General features: G+C 49.2%; 15 protein-coding genes and 1 rRNA gene. 14 read left to right on the top strand and 2 right to left on the bottom strand.

What is annotated here, in order from left to right; genetic code table 11:
- Positions 1-1,200, bottom strand: a 1,200-nt coding sequence (locus OXH00_08750; protein MCY3741094.1) for an ATP-binding cassette domain-containing protein, incomplete at its 3' end; no start/stop codon positions are given.
- Between the two features lie 246 nt (positions 1,201-1,446).
- On the opposite strand from OXH00_08750, the gene OXH00_08745 reads away from it, so the two are divergent.
- Together OXH00_08745 and OXH00_08740 are read left to right on the top strand one after the other, a co-directional pair.
- Positions 1,447-2,169 carry a hypothetical protein gene (locus tag OXH00_08745; protein MCY3741093.1) on the top strand — a complete coding sequence of 241 codons (723 nt, stop codon included), beginning with the start codon at positions 1,447-1,449 and terminating at the stop codon, positions 2,167-2,169.
- Positions 2,170-2,242: 73 nt separating this feature from the next.
- Entirely contained in the window at positions 2,243-2,989 is a 747-nt protein-coding gene (locus tag OXH00_08740; protein MCY3741092.1) for a hypothetical protein, read from the top strand.
- A 363-nt stretch (positions 2,990-3,352) separates the two neighbouring features.
- Here the strand turns inward: OXH00_08740 and OXH00_08735 are convergent, their stop codons facing one another.
- The gene (locus OXH00_08735; protein ID MCY3741091.1) at positions 3,353-5,737 is read right to left on the bottom strand and encodes an SUMF1/EgtB/PvdO family nonheme iron enzyme; all 2,385 of its coding nucleotides are present in this window, start codon (positions 5,735-5,737) and stop codon (positions 3,353-3,355) included.
- Positions 5,738-6,286: 549 nt separating this feature from the next.
- Between OXH00_08735 and ileS the strand changes: the two genes are divergently transcribed.
- The 12 genes from ileS to OXH00_08675 all read left to right on the top strand — a co-directional run.
- Positions 6,287-9,433 carry an isoleucine--tRNA ligase gene (gene ileS, locus OXH00_08730; protein ID MCY3741090.1) on the top strand — a complete coding sequence of 1,049 codons (3,147 nt, stop codon included), beginning with the start codon at positions 6,287-6,289 and terminating at the stop codon, positions 9,431-9,433.
- Between the two features lie 137 nt (positions 9,434-9,570).
- Positions 9,571-10,554, top strand: coding sequence for an amidohydrolase family protein (locus tag OXH00_08725; GenBank protein MCY3741089.1), 984 nt, complete (start codon positions 9,571-9,573; stop codon positions 10,552-10,554).
- 428 nt (positions 10,555-10,982) lie between these two features.
- A complete protein-coding gene (locus OXH00_08720; protein ID MCY3741088.1) occupies positions 10,983-12,131 on the top strand; it encodes an ATP-binding protein in 1,149 nt (382 codons plus the stop codon).
- Between the two features lie 161 nt (positions 12,132-12,292).
- Complete coding sequence (locus OXH00_08715) at positions 12,293-13,171, top strand: xanthine dehydrogenase family protein subunit M (protein MCY3741087.1); 879 nt, start codon at positions 12,293-12,295, stop codon at positions 13,169-13,171.
- A 60-nt stretch (positions 13,172-13,231) separates the two neighbouring features.
- Positions 13,232-13,702 (top strand): (2Fe-2S)-binding protein, encoded by a 471-nt coding sequence (locus tag OXH00_08710; protein ID MCY3741086.1) that lies wholly within the window; start codon positions 13,232-13,234, stop codon positions 13,700-13,702.
- A gap of 93 nt (positions 13,703-13,795) precedes the next feature.
- Positions 13,796-16,051 (top strand): xanthine dehydrogenase family protein molybdopterin-binding subunit, encoded by a 2,256-nt coding sequence (locus tag OXH00_08705; GenBank protein MCY3741085.1) that lies wholly within the window; start codon positions 13,796-13,798, stop codon positions 16,049-16,051.
- A gap of 71 nt (positions 16,052-16,122) precedes the next feature.
- On the top strand, positions 16,123-16,404 hold the full coding sequence (locus OXH00_08700; protein MCY3741084.1) for a MoaD/ThiS family protein: 282 nt from the start codon (positions 16,123-16,125) through the stop codon (positions 16,402-16,404).
- Positions 16,405-16,521: 117 nt separating this feature from the next.
- A complete protein-coding gene (locus OXH00_08695) occupies positions 16,522-17,211 on the top strand; it encodes a DUF1080 domain-containing protein (protein ID MCY3741083.1) in 690 nt (229 codons plus the stop codon).
- Positions 17,212-17,238: 27 nt separating this feature from the next.
- Positions 17,239-18,129: a phytanoyl-CoA dioxygenase family protein gene (locus OXH00_08690; GenBank protein ID MCY3741082.1), complete on the top strand. Its 891-nt coding sequence runs from the start codon at positions 17,239-17,241 to the stop codon at positions 18,127-18,129.
- Positions 18,130-18,137: 8 nt separating this feature from the next.
- Positions 18,138-18,926 carry a polysaccharide deacetylase family protein gene (locus OXH00_08685; GenBank protein ID MCY3741081.1) on the top strand — a complete coding sequence of 263 codons (789 nt, stop codon included), beginning with the start codon at positions 18,138-18,140 and terminating at the stop codon, positions 18,924-18,926.
- Positions 18,927-19,225: 299 nt separating this feature from the next.
- Entirely contained in the window at positions 19,226-19,546 is a 321-nt protein-coding gene (locus tag OXH00_08680; GenBank protein MCY3741080.1) for a transposase, read from the top strand.
- A 252-nt stretch (positions 19,547-19,798) separates the two neighbouring features.
- Positions 19,799-20,014: ribosomal RNA gene (locus OXH00_08675) — 16S ribosomal RNA — on the top strand; the annotation flags it as partial.

Genomic DNA, 20,014 nt, shown 5'->3' with positions numbered 1-20,014 from the left:
AAGCGCAAGCGTCTTCCCGCGCGGAATATCAAGCGTAACATCATCAACAGCATAGACGTAACCGACCGTCCGTTTGAAAATACCCTTCTGGATAGGATAGTGGACACAGAGGTTTTTCACCTGAAGTTGCGGTTGTGTGTCCGATGTGTCTGTCGCAGAATATCCTATCTTATCTGTTTCAAGTTCCAGTTTTGTAGCACCGGTCCTTACAGCACTGAAAGGCGGTTCAGGGTTGTAGAGGTGGCAGGCGACGTTGTGTTCACTGGCGTTAACGGTATGTAATGTTGGCGGAATGGTTTCGCACCCGTCCATGACTGTAGGGCAGCGATCGGCGAATCGGCAGCCATCATTATAGTCGGTGGCTTTCGGAACTCTTCCGGCAATCGTATGTAATTGCGTGCCGCGTTTATCGCGAGCCGGTGTCGATTCCAGAAGTCTGACCGTATAGGGGTGCTGCGGTGTCTCGTAGAGTTGCTCCCAAGTGCCCACCTCGGCAATCTTTCCAGCGTACATAACGGCAACGCGGTCGGCTATGTTGGCAACAACCCCTAAATCGTGTGTAATCAAAAGCACTGCCATCTGTAACTCTTGCTGGAGGCGTTGGATGAGTTCAAGGATCTGTGCTTGTATGGTGACATCCAGGGCGGTTGTGGGTTCATCAGCGATGAGCAGCCCCGGACGGCAAGAGAGTGCCATCGCAATCATGACGCGTTGTTTCATACCGCCGGACATCTGGTGCGGATATTCATCGTAACGCGCCGCGGGTTCCGGGATACCGACGAGGTCAAGCATTTCGATTGCAGTGTTCTTCGCAGCCGTGCCGCGAAGGTCTTGATGCTGTCGGATCGCTTCCGAAATCTGGTAGCCGATCGTAAAAACAGGATTGAGGCTGGTCATCGGCTCTTGGAACACCATAGCAATGTCGTTGCCCTGAATCTTCCGTTTTTCAACTTCCGGTAGGCGTGTAATGTCTTGTCCGTTGTAGTAGATAGCACCACCTGCGATGAATCCAGCGGGCTGCGCAACGAGTTGGATCACAGACAGCGCGGTGACGCTTTTCCCACAACCCGACTCACCGACGAGCGCGAAGATCTCGTTTGGTGCAATATCGAAAGAGATGCCGTCAACCGCGCGGGCAAGTCCCTCTGGGGTACGAAAATAGGTTTTGAGGTTTTGTACGCTGAGGAGTGCTTCTTGCATGAGGTTACTATATCAGAGAAATTCGTGAAAGTCAAGGGAAATTTGTCATATAAACTAAATGCCCCTGGTATCGTTATGTCTGATAGACCCCGACGCGTTTGAAGAGGAACAATATAACTTACAACAAAATTATATCAATGAAATTGCAGGATCTGTGCTATACTGAATTTATACGTTCAGCCTACAGGTTTCTGCCATAGCAAACCTCAAAAATAAAGGTGCAAAATTTTGAAGGAGAACCTAATAATGTTGAAAAGATGTTTTCTGGGTTTGATCACTTTTGTATGCCTCTTTAGTCTGTCTTGCTTTGTTGGCTGCGGTGACTCTGAAGAGACAGATCCGATAGTGATACCCAGCGAACTTTACGATACCAGTCAACTCACTTATGACATTAGCGATGCAGAGATTCAGGAACTGATGGCGTTAGATGTTCCCACAAACTGGGAGCAGACAAAGGATCGTGAGTTACGCGCCAAATATTACCATGCAAACCTGCTCAAACAATTCGGGAACATTCCAGCCGTTCATATCGTTGCTGAGCATGAGCGAAGGAAAGCGACAGCATCGGAAGACTACGTTTCATATACACTTGACGAATCGATTAACCTTGACAAGGCAAAATATGTTCTCTGGCCCACCAAGCACAATCGTGACAACCTTGAAAGGTCGCTGAAGATAAAATTGAGGCGTGAGACGAATGATCCAGAGTTATTTGCTAAACTCTACAGAGAAGAGTTAATCGAACAGCATGGGGATATTGCAGAGGTTGAGGTTGTTGTTAAAGGAGAGACAAAGTTATGGTTTGGAGGCTTTAGATTTCCCGGTGATGAAGATGATTACGTCGCTTTTCTGGAAGCGAAATACGCCCTTTGGCCCAATGACTCACAGTTACAAAGGCTTGAAAAGTATCGAAAGGCACAATCAGACGGAACACCGTTTCATCTCGTAGACAGGGATGACGACAATTAAGTGATTACGTATAGTTGCCTCCGATGAATATAAATGTATATGCACTTCACTATTTTGTAAGGAGAATCTAAAAATGATGAAAAGATTTTTTTTCGGTTTGACTTTCCTTGCATGTCTCCTCAGTTTGACATTCTTTGTTGGCTGTGGGGACCCTGAAGGTACGGAAAGGGCAGATTTAGTTGTCAACGACGACAACGACGCAATGGAACCGTTAGAGCCAATCGTACTGCCAGATGAACTCTACGACACCAGCGATCTCACCTACGACATCAGCGATGAAGAGGTACAGGAACTGAGGACGTTAGAACTGCCTGATAACTGGTTTCAGGAGAAAAATCCTGAGCGACACGCCAAATATTTCCACGCGCAACTTGTCCAACAATTTGGGAACATTCCAGCCGTTCACATTGTTGCGGAACATAAGCGCAAACGATTATTGGCACCAGAGGGATTCATCACAAACGTTGATGAACTGATTAATTATGCCAAAGCACGATATGTCCTCTGGCCGAACGAGTCCACCCTAAAGTCTCTTGAAGGATATCTGAAAGACAAACTGATGCAAGAGACGGATGATCCTGAACTGTTTGCTCAAATCTACAGAGAACAATTAATCGAACAGTTTGGGAATATTCCAGAGGTTGATATTGTTGTTGCGGGAGAGACAAAATTGATGTTTGGAGGTTTCAAACTCCCCGATGATGCAGATATATACCTCGCCTACTTTGAGACGCTCTATGTTCTTTTTCCAAATGCGTCAACTTTGCGCGACCGTGACAGAGCCAGAGAAGAAGTCCGAAAGTTAAAAGCAGAAGGATAGTTATATTATAGGCGCGCTTGCAAAGCGCGCCTACTGGGTCTGGGGGAAATCAGATTGTGGAAGTCCGGTGCGGTTGCAAACCGCACCATAGGTGTCAATTTAGCGATTTTCATGGTATTTCGGAGGACCGTCTCTATAGATGCCGCCCCTACGGGGCTAAGGTTCTACACAGATACCGTCCCTACGGGACTAAAGAGGTTTTTGGAGTCATTAAGGTTGCCGCGTAGTATCCGGTTCGGTTAGGAAACCGCACCTACCGGGCCGGGGGCGGTTATTTTTTTAAAGTTGACACCTATAGTGCGGTTCCAAACCGCACCTACCGGGCCGGGGTTAGGTAACTTTGATATTCACTATAAATCCTTTTCACTCGGCAGTGTCAGATGAAGGATTCGCTTCGGCATCTTGCTGGCGTGGTGCGCTTTTTGCGCAACGGAAGCCGAGCCAACCGTTGGTGTTTGTCGGCTTATCACTCCCACGACTCGCCACACTCGCGGGTCCAGGCGTATTCCAAGAACCACCGCGGGACACGCGCCGCGTTTGAACACTCGTGAAATCTGCCATCAATGCCTCAATATCGGAGACACCCGCGATTGGGTTTTCCTTTGGGGAACGTCTATAAAAGTTTTTGTTATATTCATCCAAACACAGTTCCCATACATTCCCGCCCATGTCGTGTAAACCGTACCCGTTTGGTAGATAACTCCCGACATTTCGGGTGTACTTTCCGTAATACCCGTAGTTCGCTCTGCCGGGGTCTCGAGAATTCCCCCACACATAACGTTTATGCGCAATGCCGCCGCGCGCTGCCCGCTCCCATTCCGCCTCTGTCGGCAGCCGCTTGCCGACCCACTTCGCATAAGCCATCGCGGCGTACCAATTCACATAGACAACCGGATGATGGGCTTGCCAATTGGCGTAGTCGTTCCCATCCCAGTGTTTGAGATAGTTGCCATCGTGGTATTCACTCGGAATGTTGTCTCTGTGCCACTCAGGGTTTGCATCAATGAACGCCTTGAATTGTGCGTTCGTCACTTCATACGGGTCGATATAGAATTCGTCGAGGTAGACGGTGTGTCTGGGAGTTGCTTCCGTGATTTCATTGCTGCCCATCTGAAATTTGCCTGCTGGGATCCGCACCATTTCAGTTGATGCTCTTTCCAACTCCTGTGTCGTTATATCGCCTCTCCCCCGCGATTGCAGTGCTCTCTCAAAATCAGTTTTTGCAGCGTCATGTTGTGCGAGTGCCCGCTTCGCTTTCCCGCGGCTGTTATAGGCTTCAGTATAACTACGGCTATTTTCTATAGCTACATCCAAGTCATCTATCGCACCGTTATAGTCACCAAGGGCAGCCTTTGCGACACCACGGGTATGATAGGCAGCGGCTCTGTCTGGATTGAGTTGGATGGATTTTTCGCTGTCAGTAATCGCTGCCTGATACTGTTTCCGAGCCTCCGCAGTTTTTTCCTGTTTCGTTCTCAACTCTCCGAGGCGGAACTTCACCCATCCACGATCCTTGTAATTTGTATCATCTTCAGCCTCTAACTTAATCGCTATGGTATAGTCCTTTATCGCCGCTTGATACTGTTTTTGGGCTTTGTCAAATTCTCCTTGTTCAGCGTTCAGCTCGCCAAGGAGCGACTTTGCCCAGCCGCGACCGCTATAATTTCTATCGTCGTCTGAATCTAACTCGATGGCTTTGGTATAGTCTTCTATCGCTGCTTGATACTGTTTTTGGGCGGCTGTCGTATTTCGTCGCTTGACTTCATATTCACCGTAGTGGCACCGTGTATGTGCGCGACCGTTGTAGTTTGCATCATCTTCAGGCTCTAATCTGATAGCCTCGGTATAGTCGGCTATCGCTATGTGATAGTGTTGCCGCGCTTCAGTGATGCTACCATACTTTGCCATAGATTCACCATAATGGACTGCCACGTTTCCACGCGTAGCGTAGGCATCGGTAAATTCAGGGTCCACTTCAACGGACCTATTGAGGTCGGTTATCGCCGCTTTATAATCGTTCCCATTGTATTTATCTTCTCCGCGTTGGTGGTAACCATACGCACGGATACGCTTTTGTTTGTACCAATCCACCAAAGGTTGAACGTGCGCGGGTTCGGAAAGCAGTGCCTTGAGTAAGTTTGACGGAACAGCGTAACTGAAGGAATCGTCTACGGCGGTACTGATGCCGATGACTTTACCTTCACCGTTTAGCATAGGTCCGCCACTGTTTCCCTGAGAAATATCGGCTGTTGTCTGTAGCCATTTATCTTTATACCGGCTGCTGCGTATCATTCCCTCTGTGAGTTTGTACGCGCCACCCCCAGGGTAGCCTATGGCATAAACGCGTTCACCATTTCTGGCATCATCACTGTTAGCAAGAGAGAGTGGCACGCCTTCACCTGCGATTTTTAGGACGACGAGGTCGTTTTCCATATCATACGCCGCGACCCCCTCAATCATCCAGATGGTTTCATCATCGCTGAGTTTCGCGAAAATGGGTCCGGGACGTGCGACGACGTGAAGATTCGTCACAACTTTATCAGGTCCCACAAAGAAACCGCTGCCTGCACCTATTTTCGTCAAATTACCACCGGTAATACGGACTATAGATGCTTTGCCTTTTTCGGCTGCGAGGTCTGCTGTTAGGGGTGGAAGGCTTTCGGAAACTTTCTGTTGCGGTGTTCGCGCACATGAGAAGAGAAATACTAAAGCGAAGAGACTCAATAGACATTTTTTGTTATGTTTCATGGGTGAAATTACCTCTGGCTTCATTAGGGAATTTTCAGCATCCGCTGAGAATTGGAGTTGTTACAATTATATACCAATCTCAGCGTCTATGTCTATGCGAAAAAGATTTGACATCACACCATAGCATGTGGTATCATACAATTAATAAACACACATTGTTTAATTTAGGTTTACACCGAGCGAGATTATCGGATGTTTTATTCATTGCTTACCACACTGACATCGCAATATAGGAAATTTGTGCGCTATAATACCCAATACCAAGATAGCCTTTCTGCTGTCACGGGTTTGCGCGCCATATTCATTATTATTGCTATTCGTTATGCTGTGGTGGGCTAATCACGAGAAGATCAGTAGTTTTTATTTGAACGCCCATCACTGAAGCAGACGATTTCAGTGAGGGTGTTTTGTTTTTTAAAGTTATCAGTTTTCAGTACGGTTTTTCTCCGAAAAACCTTTCGGTTGTCAGTTAAAGAAGGTTTTGGCAGTGTTAGCAAACGTTCCAGCCACAAGTTGTTAACCGAAAACCATTAAACGAGGAATTTCCCCATGTTTGAAGAGGTATCACCGCAATTTACGTTTGCAGAGAAAGAGAAACAGACCTTAGCGTTCTGGCGTGAAAACGACATCTTTGAAAAAAGTATGGAGATGTACAAGGACGCGCCGCCCTTCATATTTTTAGAGGGACCGCCGTTTGCAAATGCGCCGCCGGGTGTGCATCACGTTCTTGCGCGCATCATGAAAGATGCCGTCTGCCGGTATAAGACAATGACGGGACATTACGTCCATCGGAAAGCAGGATGGGACACACACGGACTCCCCGTCGAATATCAGGTCGAAAAGCAACTCAATATTACAAACAAAGCGGAATTAGAGGCTTACGGCGTTCAGAACTTTATCGAAAAGTGCAAGGAGAACGTATTCCAATACGAGCAGGATTGGCGAGAGATGACGGAACGCATCGGCTTCTGGGTCAATCTCGATGATGCCTATATCACGCTGTCAAACGACTACATTGAGAGCGTCTGGTGGGTGCTTCGGCAAGCATGGGATAAAGAACTATTGTATCAAGGACATAAGGTGCAGCCGTACTGCTATCGGTGTGGCACGACCTTAGCAAGCCACGAAGTCGCGCTCGGTTACCAAGAGGTCGCTGATCCGTCTATCTTTGTTCGGTTCCGGTTGAAAAACACAGAAAACACCTATCTTCTCGTCTGGACGACGACCCCGTGGACCTTACCCTCTAACGTCGCTGTCGCTGTCGGTGAGGATTACGATTACGTCGCCGTTGAAGAGCCCAACGGGCAACACCTCATCCTCGCGAAGGAATGCCTACCAAGCCTATTCGGAGATGAACTTCCACAGATCGTCGAAAACTATAAAGGCAAGGATCTCCAAGATTGGGACTATGAGCCACTCTTTGATAGCGGGGAGCATCCAGAAAGGTCTCATTACATCGTCACTGGAGACTTTGTAACAACGACAGAGGGAAGCGGCTTAGTCCACATTGCCCCTGCTTTCGGCCAAGATGACTACGACATCGGACAGCGACACAACCTCCCGCTCGTGCAATTGGTAGGTCCCGATGGTAAATTTGTTGTAGCGGTAAAAGAACCGTGGGCGGGTGAATACGTTAAGGACGCGGATCCGAAAATCATTGAAAACTTGGATAGACGTGGTTTGTTGTTCAAAGCCGCTGAATATACACACCAATACCCGTTCTGTTGGCGATGCGATAATCCGCTGCTCTACTACGCACGCGAATCGTGGTTTATCCGCACGACCACCATCCGTGACCAGATGCTCCAGCACAATCAGGAAATTAATTGGTACCCGGAACATATCAAGGATGGACGTTTCGGGAACTGGCTGGAAAACAACATCGACTGGGGATTGAGCCGCGAACGCTATTGGGGTACACCGTTACCGGTCTGGGTGTGCGGTGACTGCGGACATCAACACTGCGTCGGCAGTATCGCCGAGTTGAAAGAACGCGGGATCGACGTACCCGACGGTATTGAACTCCACCGTCCGTACGTAGACGACGTTGCACTGACCTGTGAGAAATGCGATGGCACGATGCACCGTGTAGAAGACGTGATTGACTGCTGGTTCGACTCCGGCTGCGCACACACGGCACAATGGCACTACCCTTTTGAAAACAAAGAACTGTTTGAACAGGCGTATCCTGCGGATTTCATCTCCGAAGCGATTGATCAGACGCGCGGGTGGTTCTATAGTCTCTTGGCGACCGGAACACTCCTCTATGATAAACCCGCTTACAAAAACTGTCTCTGTCTCGAACTCATCCTCGCTGGTGACGGACAGAAGATGAGCAAGAGTAAAGGGAACACAGTGGATCCATGGACAATTTTGAATGAGCAGGGGGCAGACGCGCTGCGCTGGTATATGTTCACCGCAACCACACCCTGGACACCACGCGCTTTCAAAATTGATGGCATTAACGAGACGTTGAAAAAGTTCATGGGCACGCTCCATAACGTCTATAGCTTCTTCGTTATGTATGCCAACCTCGAACAGATTGATGTTTTGCAAGATGCACCGTCGGTAGAAGAACGCGCCGTTGTAGACAGGTGGATTTTGTCCCGTCTCCATACGCTTATTGACGACGTACGCGATGAGATGGAAAACTATCAACTTACAAACGCGCCCCGTGCGATTGAGGCGTTTGTGGACGACCTTAGCAACTGGTATGTCCGCCGTACCCGTGATCGTTTCTGGGGTGCCGAAGCAGGACCCGACAAACAAGCAGCTTATGCAACGCTCTATGAGGTGCTTGTTACTGTAGCGAAACTCTCTGCACCCTTCGTCCCATTTTTGGCAGACGAACTTTACCGAAATCTGGTATGTTCGCTTGATGCTGAGGCACCATCAAGTGTTCACCTCGCCGAGTATCCGGTAGCAGATACTTCGCTGAAAGATGCTCAATTAGAGACTGATATGGCGTTCATTCGCGATGTCATCAGTATGGGACACGCCGCACGCAACCGTTCCGGTATCAAGACGCGTCAACCGCTCGCCGAGATCACTATCGGTGGACTCTCTGACGCAGAAAAAGCGACCGTTAATCGTTTGGCGGAACTCGTCCACGATGAACTCAACGTCAAAGCCATCGTCTTCACGGAGGACCTTGACGGATTCGCAGAGGTTACACTCAAACCGAACTTCAGGGTCTTGGGACCTAAATACGGAAAGGGTGTGCAAGCCATCGCGAAGGCACTCACCACAGCAGACGCAATGCAGACGAAGGCGGAATTGGAAACCGCTGGCAGTTTACAGGTCGAAGCGTCAGGAGAAACATATATCCTCGAATCATCAGACATCGACGTGCAAACGCAGAACCGAGAGGGTTTCTTTGTAGAGGTAGACGCTCGGAAATTTGTCGCACTCTCAACGGAATTGACACATGAATTGGTACTTGAAGGCTTGGCACGCGAGCTTGTCAACAAAATCCAAAACATGCGGAAGGATGCCGATTTTAACGTTTCCGATCGGATTAGACTGAGTCTGACTGACGCATCACCGCTTGTAGACGAAGCGTTCCAAGCACATCGGGCGTATATCCTCAGCGAGACGCTAACGACGGGAGTCGTAGACGCGCCGAGCGAAAAAGCGTTCACCGTGGCACAAAAACTCAACGATGAATCGGCGACTCTGAGTGTTGAACAGGTTTAGCCTGTCTTTTCTCCGCTGGCGAGGTTCCTTAGTAGAAACACCTAAGCAAAACACCTCGCCAGCAAGAACCTTTTACTTCTAGGAGCGAACTGTGCTCGCGACCGGAACATGACACTTCTCCTGAAAGTTTTCATATTATGTCCATTAATTTTGTTGAGGCACTGTCCACAGACAACCTAACAGTTATAAAGGCAGCCCCCAAAATTGACGTTCACTCCCACGCATTCTTAAGCACACGACTGGAGAATCTGGAACGCTGGGTGGGTCATTCCCTGAAACACCCGCCTTCTAAGATGAAAGGACTTGAGGGGATGATGGCATACATAAACGAGGTCTTATCCCATCACATAATAACCCCCGAAAGTTTTAAGTTTGTCGCATCGTCAGGGGTACGCGATGCAATAGAAGATGGCGTTGTTATGCTCGAGATGAGTTTTGACATTCGGATGGCTGAATACTACTCAGATGCGTTAGTCGGGGTGCGGGTGTTTCTTGAGGCGTTAGCTGAACAATATGGGGAACAGATTGATCTGCGTCCAGAACTCGGTTTTCCGCGGACACATGCCAACGATCCAAAGTTGATGGCGTTGGCACACGAAGCCGTGGAATTGGGTGTATTTCAATCAATCGATCTGTATAGCTATCAAGAAGCGTGTGCTCCTGAAGCCGTGAAGCCTTTGTACAGCAAGGCACGCAAAGCGGGGATAAAGCTTAAAGCACATGTTGGAGAATTTGGGGGCGCAGAAGAGGTCCGACGGACGGTTGAAGTCCTTGACTTAGACGAGGTTCAACACGGCATCGGTGCTGCAGAATCAGTTGAAGTTATGCGTTGGCTTTCGGAGAATCAGATCCAATTGAACGTGTGTCCAACAAGCAACGTGATGTTAGATGCTGTAACGGATCTCACTTCACACCCGATCCGCATTTTATTCGATAACGGTGTATCCGTGACAATTAACACGGATGATCTGATGATATTCGGTCAGAGCGTCTCCGAGGAATATCGGAATCTCTACCGAGCGGATGTCTTCAGTGCTGAAGAATTGGACAGTATTCGGCGCGCGTCCCTTGAAGCACTTGAATTAAAAACAGTGTCCGCATGCCGAAAAATTTGTAAATAGCAACTTGGGTTATGTAGTTGAACGTTGGGAAGTTGTTTTTAGAAATCCCCGCGCTCGTGGTGTGGAATAAGAAAGTGATACTATTTGCAAGTAGATTGTCATATAGTGCTACTATTTGCAAACGGGTTGACATATAGTAGCACTATATGTTATTATAGAAGTATTTCCTGTAGGTTAGGTTGAGTGGTAAATCCGTTTGTTTGTGCAGAAAATGAAGCCTTGCTGTGAAACCTTTCTATCAAACTGTATAGCGAAACCCAACAAACCCGTTTTAGTGAGCGTAAAAGCGTTGGGTTTCACTTGTGTTTGGGTGTCTTCAAGTTTCTTAGTGAACTTGATATGTTTTTCTAGCAGCGTTCTACTTGATTCCTGTTCAACCCAACCTACAAGATTCAAGTTTTTTATCAAACTCACGTTAATATAAATGTATGGTAGATAGAAAATTTTGGCGCAATCGCATCGAAAATGCTTGGAAACGCCGTTCAGTCGTATGGCTGTCCGGGGTTCGGCGTGTTGGAAAAACGTGCTTGTGCCAGACCCTCTCTGATATTGAATACTTCGATTGTGAATTGCCACGCGTCAGACGATTGATGGAAGATCCACAAGAATTTTTGGACAGTGTAGGCGATGGACGGATTGTGCTTGATGAGATTCATCGGTTACCGAACCCATCAGAACTGTTGAAGATTGCTGCGGATCACTATCCACAGATTCAGGTTGTCGCGACCGGTTCATCAACGCTTGGTGCGAGTGCTAAATTTCGGGATACGCTCGTTGGGCGCAAAACTGAATTGTGGTTGACACCACTCATAACGGCGGATCTCAACGATTTCGACCGAATGGACATGAACCACCGTCTGTTGCACGGTGGGTTACCGCCATTTTTCCTTGAGACGGTACTTCCCGAACCGGATTTCCAAGAGTGGATTGATGCTTACTGGGCAAAAGACATCCAAGAACTTTTTCGACTTGAACGTCGTTACCCCTTTCAGAAATTCACTGAACTCCTTATGGCACAGAGTGGCGGCGTTTTTGAAGCGTCCAGTTTTGCCCGTCCATGTGAGGTCAGTCGGGGCACCATATCGAACTATCTTTCCATTTTGGAGGCGACCTTCGTTGTGCATGTCATTCGTCCGTTCAGTTCTCGTCGCGCAACAGAGATTGTCGCGGCACCGAAAGTCTACGGATTCGACACCGGATTTGTCTGTTATTATCGCGGCTGGTCACAACTACGACAAGAAGACCTCGGCGTGTTGTGGGAACACTTTGTTCTCAACGAAATTATGGCACAGACGCAATCTCGCGAGATTCACTACTGGCGTAACAAGAGGGGGCAGGCAGTTGATTTTTTACTCACACATGCCCGCAACATCCCGATTGCTATTGAGTGCAAGTGGACAGCCTCCGGCTTTTCGCCGCGCGCGCTACTCGCGTTCCGCAGACAATATCCAGAGGGCGAGAATTTCGTCGTAGCACACGATGTAGATCGCGCTTTCACAAGCAATTACAACGGTATCCAAGTTAAGTTTGTGAATCTGGAGACGTTGGTTGCTGAAATCTGCGCGCTTGAACGATAAAAAACTTGCCTTAAAACCGAATTTTTGCTATAGTACGGTTTAAAATAAAAATCCCGAAAACCTATCTCATAAATACTGATTTCCGTGGCGAGGTTTCTGTGCCTCAGCCTTCATGAAGTAACTTATTAAATCCAAGCTTAGAATGGAAGGAGATTCCGGTCATGCGAGATTTTTCGTATATTGCCGCGACAACGATACCGGAAGCCGTTGCTCTGCTCGACGAAAAAGGAGAAAGCGCACGTATTTTAGCCGGTGGTACCGACCTCATCGTTCAGGTGCGAGAAGCACGCCGAGACGTTGATTGGATGATTGACATCAAATCGATCCCCGAGGTTAACGTTTTGGATTACAATGCCGATACTGGCTTGACGCTCGGTGCGGCAGTTGAGTGCTATAAGATCTATGCCGATGATGCGATCTGTGATGCTTATCCAGGTTTGATTGATGCAACGAAAATTATTGGTGGCACCGCGATTCAGGGACGCGCCGGGGTTGGTGGAAACCTGTGTAATGCTTCACCCGCTGCAGATGCGATACCGCCCCTGATTGTGTTAAATGCTACCTGCGTTATTGCTGGACCAAATGGCGAACGCGACCTGCCTGTGGACCAGTTCTGTACAGCCCCAGGGCAGACCGCGCTGAAGAAAGGTGAGATGCTTGTCTCCCTGAAGATACCTGCACCCGCAAGCAATTCGAGCTCCTACTATCTCCGGTTTATCCCGCGCAATGAGATGGATATCGCCGTCGTTGGTGCTGGTGCCGCTGTGACGCTTGACGCTGCGAAAGAGACGATTGTCTCTGCCCGTATCGCACTCGCTGCCGTCGCCCCGACACCGCTTTTTGCGGAGGAAGCAAGCACGCTACTTGCGGGTCAAGAGGTCTCTGATGAAGCAATCGACGCAGCTGCAGAAGCTGCACAAGCGATCGCACGTCCGATTAGCGATATGCGTGGCACCGCTGAACAACGCACACATCTCGTCGGGGTGCTGACGCGACGCGCCCTCAACGGTGCTATCCAGAGAGTCCGAGAAGCAACATAAGTTTTGTCGATTGATAAGGATAACGACTTTTTCCTACGAAACGTGAAAGGAACCGATATTATGGCGAGAAGATCGCACGTTCAGACAACTCTTAATGGCGAAACAGCGGAATTCCTCTGTGAACCTCGGCAAAGCCTGCTGGAGGTACTCAGGGATGAACTCCACCTTACAGGTGCAAAAGAGGGCTGCAACAACGGGAATTGTGGGGCATGCAGTGTCATCCTCGACGGTCGGCTGGTTAATTCATGCCTTGTCCTCGGTGTAGAAACTGAAGGTAAATCGGTCGAAACCATCGAAGGCGTTGCTGACCCCGACAAGCTGCATCCGATCCAAGATGCTTTCCTCGAAAACGCCGCGCTCCAATGCGGTATTTGCACACCCGGTTTCATCATGAGTGCGAAAGCACTGCTTGATGAGAACCCAAACCCGACGGAACACGAAGTTCGATACTGGTTGGCTGGAAATTTGTGCCGCTGTACCGGTTATGATAAAATTGTCCGTGCTGTACTTGATGCAGCCGCAGCCGAGTGAAAGGAGCGTCTTTCGTATGACCGAGATAATGGAAATTGCGATAGTCGTTAGCAAATTTTCTATCTCTCGCATGGCGAATTGACGAAAATAGGAATGCTTGAAAACAAAGAATACAAAGTTATTGGAACGCGCCCGATCCGCCACGACGGTGTCGATAAAGTCACCGGTCGCGCACTCTACGGGGCAGATTTTCAGGCCGCGGGACTCCTCCACGGCAGGGTGCTACGGAGTCCGCATGCGCACGCAAAAATTATCTCAATTGATACCAGCCGTGCCGAAGCACTCCCCGGTGTGAAAAGCGTTGTCACTGCGAAGGACCTCCCAGACGCAGGTGACAAAGTTGCTGATCTCGGGGAAGGCGCTGTTAATCTTAAACATCTTTGTGACAACATCTTGGCGAGCGACAAGGTCTTATATAAAGGTCACGCTGTCGCCGCCGTTGCTGCGACGAACCCGCACATCGCTGAAGAGGCTTGTACGCTTATTGACGTTGAATATGAGGTGCTACCACCTGTCTTAGAGGTACGGCAAGCGATGGAACCAGATGCGCCGCTCCTACATGAACACCTCAGAACGACATCACTCGGTGAAACTGCGGACGAACCGAGCAACGTCGCAAGCCATCTCCAACACAAACTCGGTGACCCTGAGAAAGGGTTCGCCGAAGCGGATATCATCATCGAACGCGAGTTCGTTACAGGCACTGTCCACCAAGGCTATATTGAACCGCATAACGCCACAGCACACTACAACGCCGATGGTCAGTTAACGATATGGTGCAGCACACAAGGCGCGTTTACCGTCCGTGAACAGGTTGCCGAAATCCTCCAATATCCGATTTCCAAGATTAAGGTTGTCCCGATGGAAATTGGGGGTGGTTTTGGCGGCAAGATCAGCGTCTACATTAAACCTGTTGCGGCACTGCTTGCAAAGAAAACGGGTAAACCGGTCAAGGTGCTGATGAACCGAGCAGACGTGTTTGAAGGCACAGGACCGACACCCGCTTCTTTCATTCGCGTTAAAATGGGTGCCACCAAGGAAGGTAAGATAACTGCCGCCGAAGCGTATCTCGCTTTTGAGGCAGGTGCTTACCCCGGTTCCCCCGTCGGACCTGGCGCAATGTGTATCTTTGCACCGTACAGCATTGAAAACGTCATCATTGACGGCTACGATGTTGTTGTGAATAAACCGAAAACCGCGCCTTACCGCGCCCCTGGGGCACCAAACGCTGCTTTCGGTTCGGAGACAGTTGTTGACGAGATCGCGGAGAAACTCGGCATCGATCCACTTGAGATCCGATTGCTCAACGCTGCGAAAGAGGGCGACCGACGCGCTGATGGACCCGTTCACCCGCGCATCGGTTGCATTGAGACAGTCGAAGCAGCGAAAGCGCATCCGCATTATACCGCACCGAATGGGAAGAAGCACCACGGTCGCGGTGTCGCTTCCGGTTACTGGTTTAACATCGGTTTGGAGTCCAGCGTGACGATTAATGTCAACTCCGATGGCACCATTAACCTTGTTGAAGGTTCTACGGACATCGGCGGTACGCGTGCTTCAATCGCTATGCAGGCGGCAGAAGTGCTCGGTATCCCTGCTGAATCGGTCAACCCAAGTGTTGTTGATACCAACTCTGTCGGTTACACTGCCGTGACAGGGGGTAGTCGTACAACCTACGCGACAGGGTACGCTGCTTACGAAGCCGCGCAAGATGTCAAACAGCAGATGATCGCTCGTGCCGCGAAGCTCTGGGAAGTTGACGAAGCGAACGTGCAGTTTGCGGACGGCGAATTCTCAAGCATCAATGGCAAAGAGGAGCAGATCAGTTTCCGCGATCTATGTGCCAGACTCGGTGAAACCGGCGGTCCGATTGTCGGCAGCGGGACAGTGAATCCCGGTGGTGCTGGTGGCGCCTACGCAACGCACGTGGTAGATGTAGCAGTGGACGAGGAGACCGGCAAGGTCGATATCCTCCGCTATACCGCAGTCCAGGATGCAGGAAAAGCCATCCATCCGAGTTATGTTGAGGGCCAAATACAAGGCGGTGCTGTTCAGGGTATCGGATGGGCATTGAATGAGGAATACATCTACAATGCCGAAGGCGAGATGACGAACGCCAGCTTCCTTGATTACCGGATGCCGACCTGCTTAGATTTACCTATGATTGATGCTGTCATCGTTGAAGTCCCGAATCCAGGGCATCCGTATGGTGTGCGTGGGGTCGGTGAAGTGCCGATTGTGCCACCGATGGCTGCCATCGCCAATGCGATCTACGATGCAATCGGTGTTCGGATGACGGAACTCCCGATGTCCCCCGATCGGCTTCTGAAAGCGATGGGGAAAATCTAAGATTGAAAAACGAAAGGCGCGCCTGCAAGGCGCGCCTTTTTAGGTTCCGTTCCTACCCAAAAGGATCGACAATGCCAATCGTAGCCATCCCATCCCTCCTACGTAACCTAACAAATGGCGAAGACAGTGTTACTGTGCCTGGTGCCACTATCCGAGAAGTCATCAATAATTTAGAGACCCGTTATCCGGGTATGAAAGCGCGGCTGTGTGAAGATGATCGCATTAAGCCTGGACTCGCTGTCTACATCAACGGACTTCTCACACGCGGCAGTATCCTCGAAAGTGTTGACGAAGACGCAGAGATTCATTTCCTCCCTGCCATCGGTGGTGGTATATCAGAAACATTCCATTAAATCCCTATAGTATTTTCTGAAACATTTTGGTGCGACGAGTGTGTTTTCCCTATGCTGGTGCAGTATTCACTCTAATCCTGAGAAGAAACATAATCTTTCCAGAAAGGAGCAGTCGTGATGAAATCAAGAGGATTGAAATTCGGTGTCTTTACACTCTTTTTACTCATACTCATCTCAGCGGACGCGCCCTTTTGTATTAGCGAAGTGCTGTTTGAGGATGACTTTGAGAAAAACGCAATTGACAAAGGCAAATGGGCACCTACAGGCACCTGGTCCGCGGATGGCAAGGAACTGACGGTTAACGGTGGAGAAGTCGGGATTACTGTCAAAAATGACTTTACCGATTTTGAGTTCTCCGTTGACTTCAATATGGTAAACCCGCTATGGGCAGCGAATTGGGTCATGCGTGCGGAAGATCCAAACAATTGCACGCTGGTTCAAATTGTGGCAGACGGTCGCGATCAATTCTGGTGGTTTACACGAGTTGGTGGTAATTATATCGTTAAAGACGAAGATAAGTTAGACAACGAATCAGGTATACACGCTGAACTTGGCAAATGGTATACGATAAAGATCGTTGCCGAAGGTGAGCGTTACGACCTCTATCTCGGTGAGCGTGGCAAAGAACTCGCATTATCTTGCACATGGAAAGATGATACCAATAACAAGGGGGGCATAGGTTTCAGAGCCGGTGGCGGCGAACATAGCCTCTATGACAATGTGTTAGTTACAACCGTAGGACACAGTTTCGCAGTAGACCCACATAACAGTCTGTCAACCCTTTGGGGTGCGCTTAAGCAACCTTAAAAATCAAGTTAAGAGGTAACAACTCTAATGCGTGTCGAATCGCCATTCGTGGACTGCACAGACTTGATCGGAGATCGTGCTCGGCTTCTTGAACACAGTCACCAGAACGGGTATCTCTTCTTTCCCGCACTGCTTCCTGTAGAACCGGTGCTTGCGTTACGTCAACAGGTGCTTCGTGTGGCAGAACATCACGAACTCCTTGCCCCGGACACCCATCCCGATGCCGGTATCCGCAGAGAAGGGGTCTTCATCTGCGAACAGGATAGGTCCGAGACTTTCAGAAATTTTTACATTGATGTCCAGAAACTCCGACTTTTCCACGCGCTTCCGCATCACAAGCACATCGTGCGTGTTCTGGAGGTCTTGTTCGGCACGTCCGTTTTCATTCATCCGCGCCACATCTGTCACACTATCTTCCCAGGAGAACATCAGTATACCACGCCACCACATCAGGACTTCAGCCCAGTTCGTGGTTCGCAGGAAACATGGACCGTCTGGACACCTCTCGGAGACTGTGATGCCGAGTTGGGTGGCTTGGCGATTGCCCGTGGATCAAACCGTCATGGGTTGTTAGAGGACGGCGGTGTCCGTTCCTGGGAGTTGATCGAAGACAATACTGAATGGGCTTGGAACCCCTTTAAATGTGGAGATGTCGTCATGTTCCACAGTTTAACGATTCATCGAGGTCGTGACAACGTGACCGAGGATCGCATACGGCTCGCGACGAGTGCCCGCTATCAATCGGTCAACGAACCTGTTGATGAAGACGCGCTCACCGTTCATCTGGGCTGTGCGAAATGGGAAGAGGTCTATTCCGAATGGGAAACGAACGATTCGCTGAAGTATTACTGGAACGCAATTGACATGGATGTTCAACCGGCTTACCATCGCCGCAGGAGAGAAACTGCAAATCGTTAGGGGCAAAAATGAAAAAAGAAAATCAAGAATTGTCTGAAACTGAAACCCTACAACCTATCCCCGACAGGTTGGTTGTCCTTACCTTTGATGACGGTAATAAGTCTGACTATGCTTATGTTGGCCCCTTGTTGAAGCAATACGGTTTTGGGGCAACGTTTTTCATCACTGAAGGCCTCAATTTCCTCAATAATAAGACACACTATGTCACATGGGAAGAGATCCGTCAATTGCACGACGAGGGTTTTGAAATAGGTAACCACACCCGTCATCATACGCATACCAACACACAATCGAAAGCGGAATTGCTGGCAGACTTGATACACATCGATGAACGGTGCGAGGCATACGGTATCCCTGTGCCTGAGACCTTTGGCTATCCGGCGGATTGTCGCGGACCGGAAGCGATAGAAGCGTTGTCAGAAAAAGGGTATCGTTTCGCGCGGCGTGGCATTGGACCGGAGTTTCCATTTCACCCAGAGGGCGGACGTGGACCGGCTTACGATCCGGATGTCCATCACCCGTTGGTCATTCCGTCAGCAGGTGTCCCCGGTCCGAACTACGGGTTTGAGGATTTGGTTTGGGCGGTTGAACAGGCGAAGGACGGAAAGATCGCAGTCCTGACATTTCACGGTGTGCCTGCCGTTGAACATCCATGGGTCAATGTCTCACCCGAGCAGTTTAAGACCTATATGGATTATCTTCGTGACAGGAGTTGCACGGTTATTGCGTTGCGCGATCTGGCTAAATACGTTGATGCCTCAGAAACAACTGGAAAAAGCATAACATATTGGCCGTAAAAAACGTCTTGCTTCCCAAACTTGGTAGGTGCGGTTTGCAACCGCCGCGGTCCCCAGGCCGGTAGGTGCGGTTTGCAACCACACCGGGCATCTTCAGAAAATTACCGAATTAATAAATTAATCTTCATCAAACCGAACCTACCGGTCCTGGGGATCGAGACGGGATCCAAGACGGGGTTGAAGACTTCAAGGGTTCCGCGTAGAATCCGGTTCGGTTGCAAACCGAACCTACCGGTCCTGGGGTTCGGTTGCAAACCGAACCTACCGGTCCTGGGTCTGCCCCCTACACAGATAAAAATATGGACACCTTTCCAAAATACCGCAGCCACACCTTACAGACCGGTAGGCACTCCATACCCGGCGCATACTACCACATCATATTTGTCACCCACCAGCGACACCGACTGCTCGCAAACGATACTGTAGCATCATTTATTTTTCAAGCATTCGATTGGCTTGAAAGCGAGAACCGCCTGGAATGGACAGCCATCATGGTGATGCCAGACCATGTGCACGCGGTCATTATGCTCGGAGAAAAGCAAACACTCTCAAAAGTTTTACATTATGACAGATGCGCGAACGGTGCGCGAAATCGCGTAAAAATTAGGCATAAACGCTGAGGAGACCCCGAAAAAAAGACGTGTCGGAAAAAAAGTGCTAAAATTTTGGGAATTGCGTCTTTTTCTTGTAAAATTATACGTTTTTTTCACAATTTTATTTGACAAAGCAATTTTAAGCGTGTATAATTAACATTACCTTTCGACAAGGAAGGTGGATTCGTTCTTTGAAAGTTAAATAGTATATACGTGACGTGCCTATTAATTAATAGCTTGTGAGTGCACTTCGATTCGTTGAAGATGTACTTCAATACTTTTTTGGAGAGTATGATACCGGCTCAGGACGAACGCTGGCGGCGTGGATTAGGCATGCAAGCCGAACGAGAAATCGGACTTCGGTTCGATGGAAAGTGGCGAAAGGGTGAGTAACGCGTGGGTAATTTACCTCTGAGATGGGGATAACAACTCGAAAGGGTTGCTAATACCAAATACGATTCGGTTGACTTCGGTCGGCCGAATGAAAGGTGGCTT

Source organism: Candidatus Poribacteria bacterium, from assembly GCA_026706025.1.
GTDB lineage: Bacteria > Poribacteria > WGA-4E > WGA-4E > WGA-3G > WGA-3G.
This window is presented reverse-complemented; position numbering and strand designations above follow the sequence as displayed.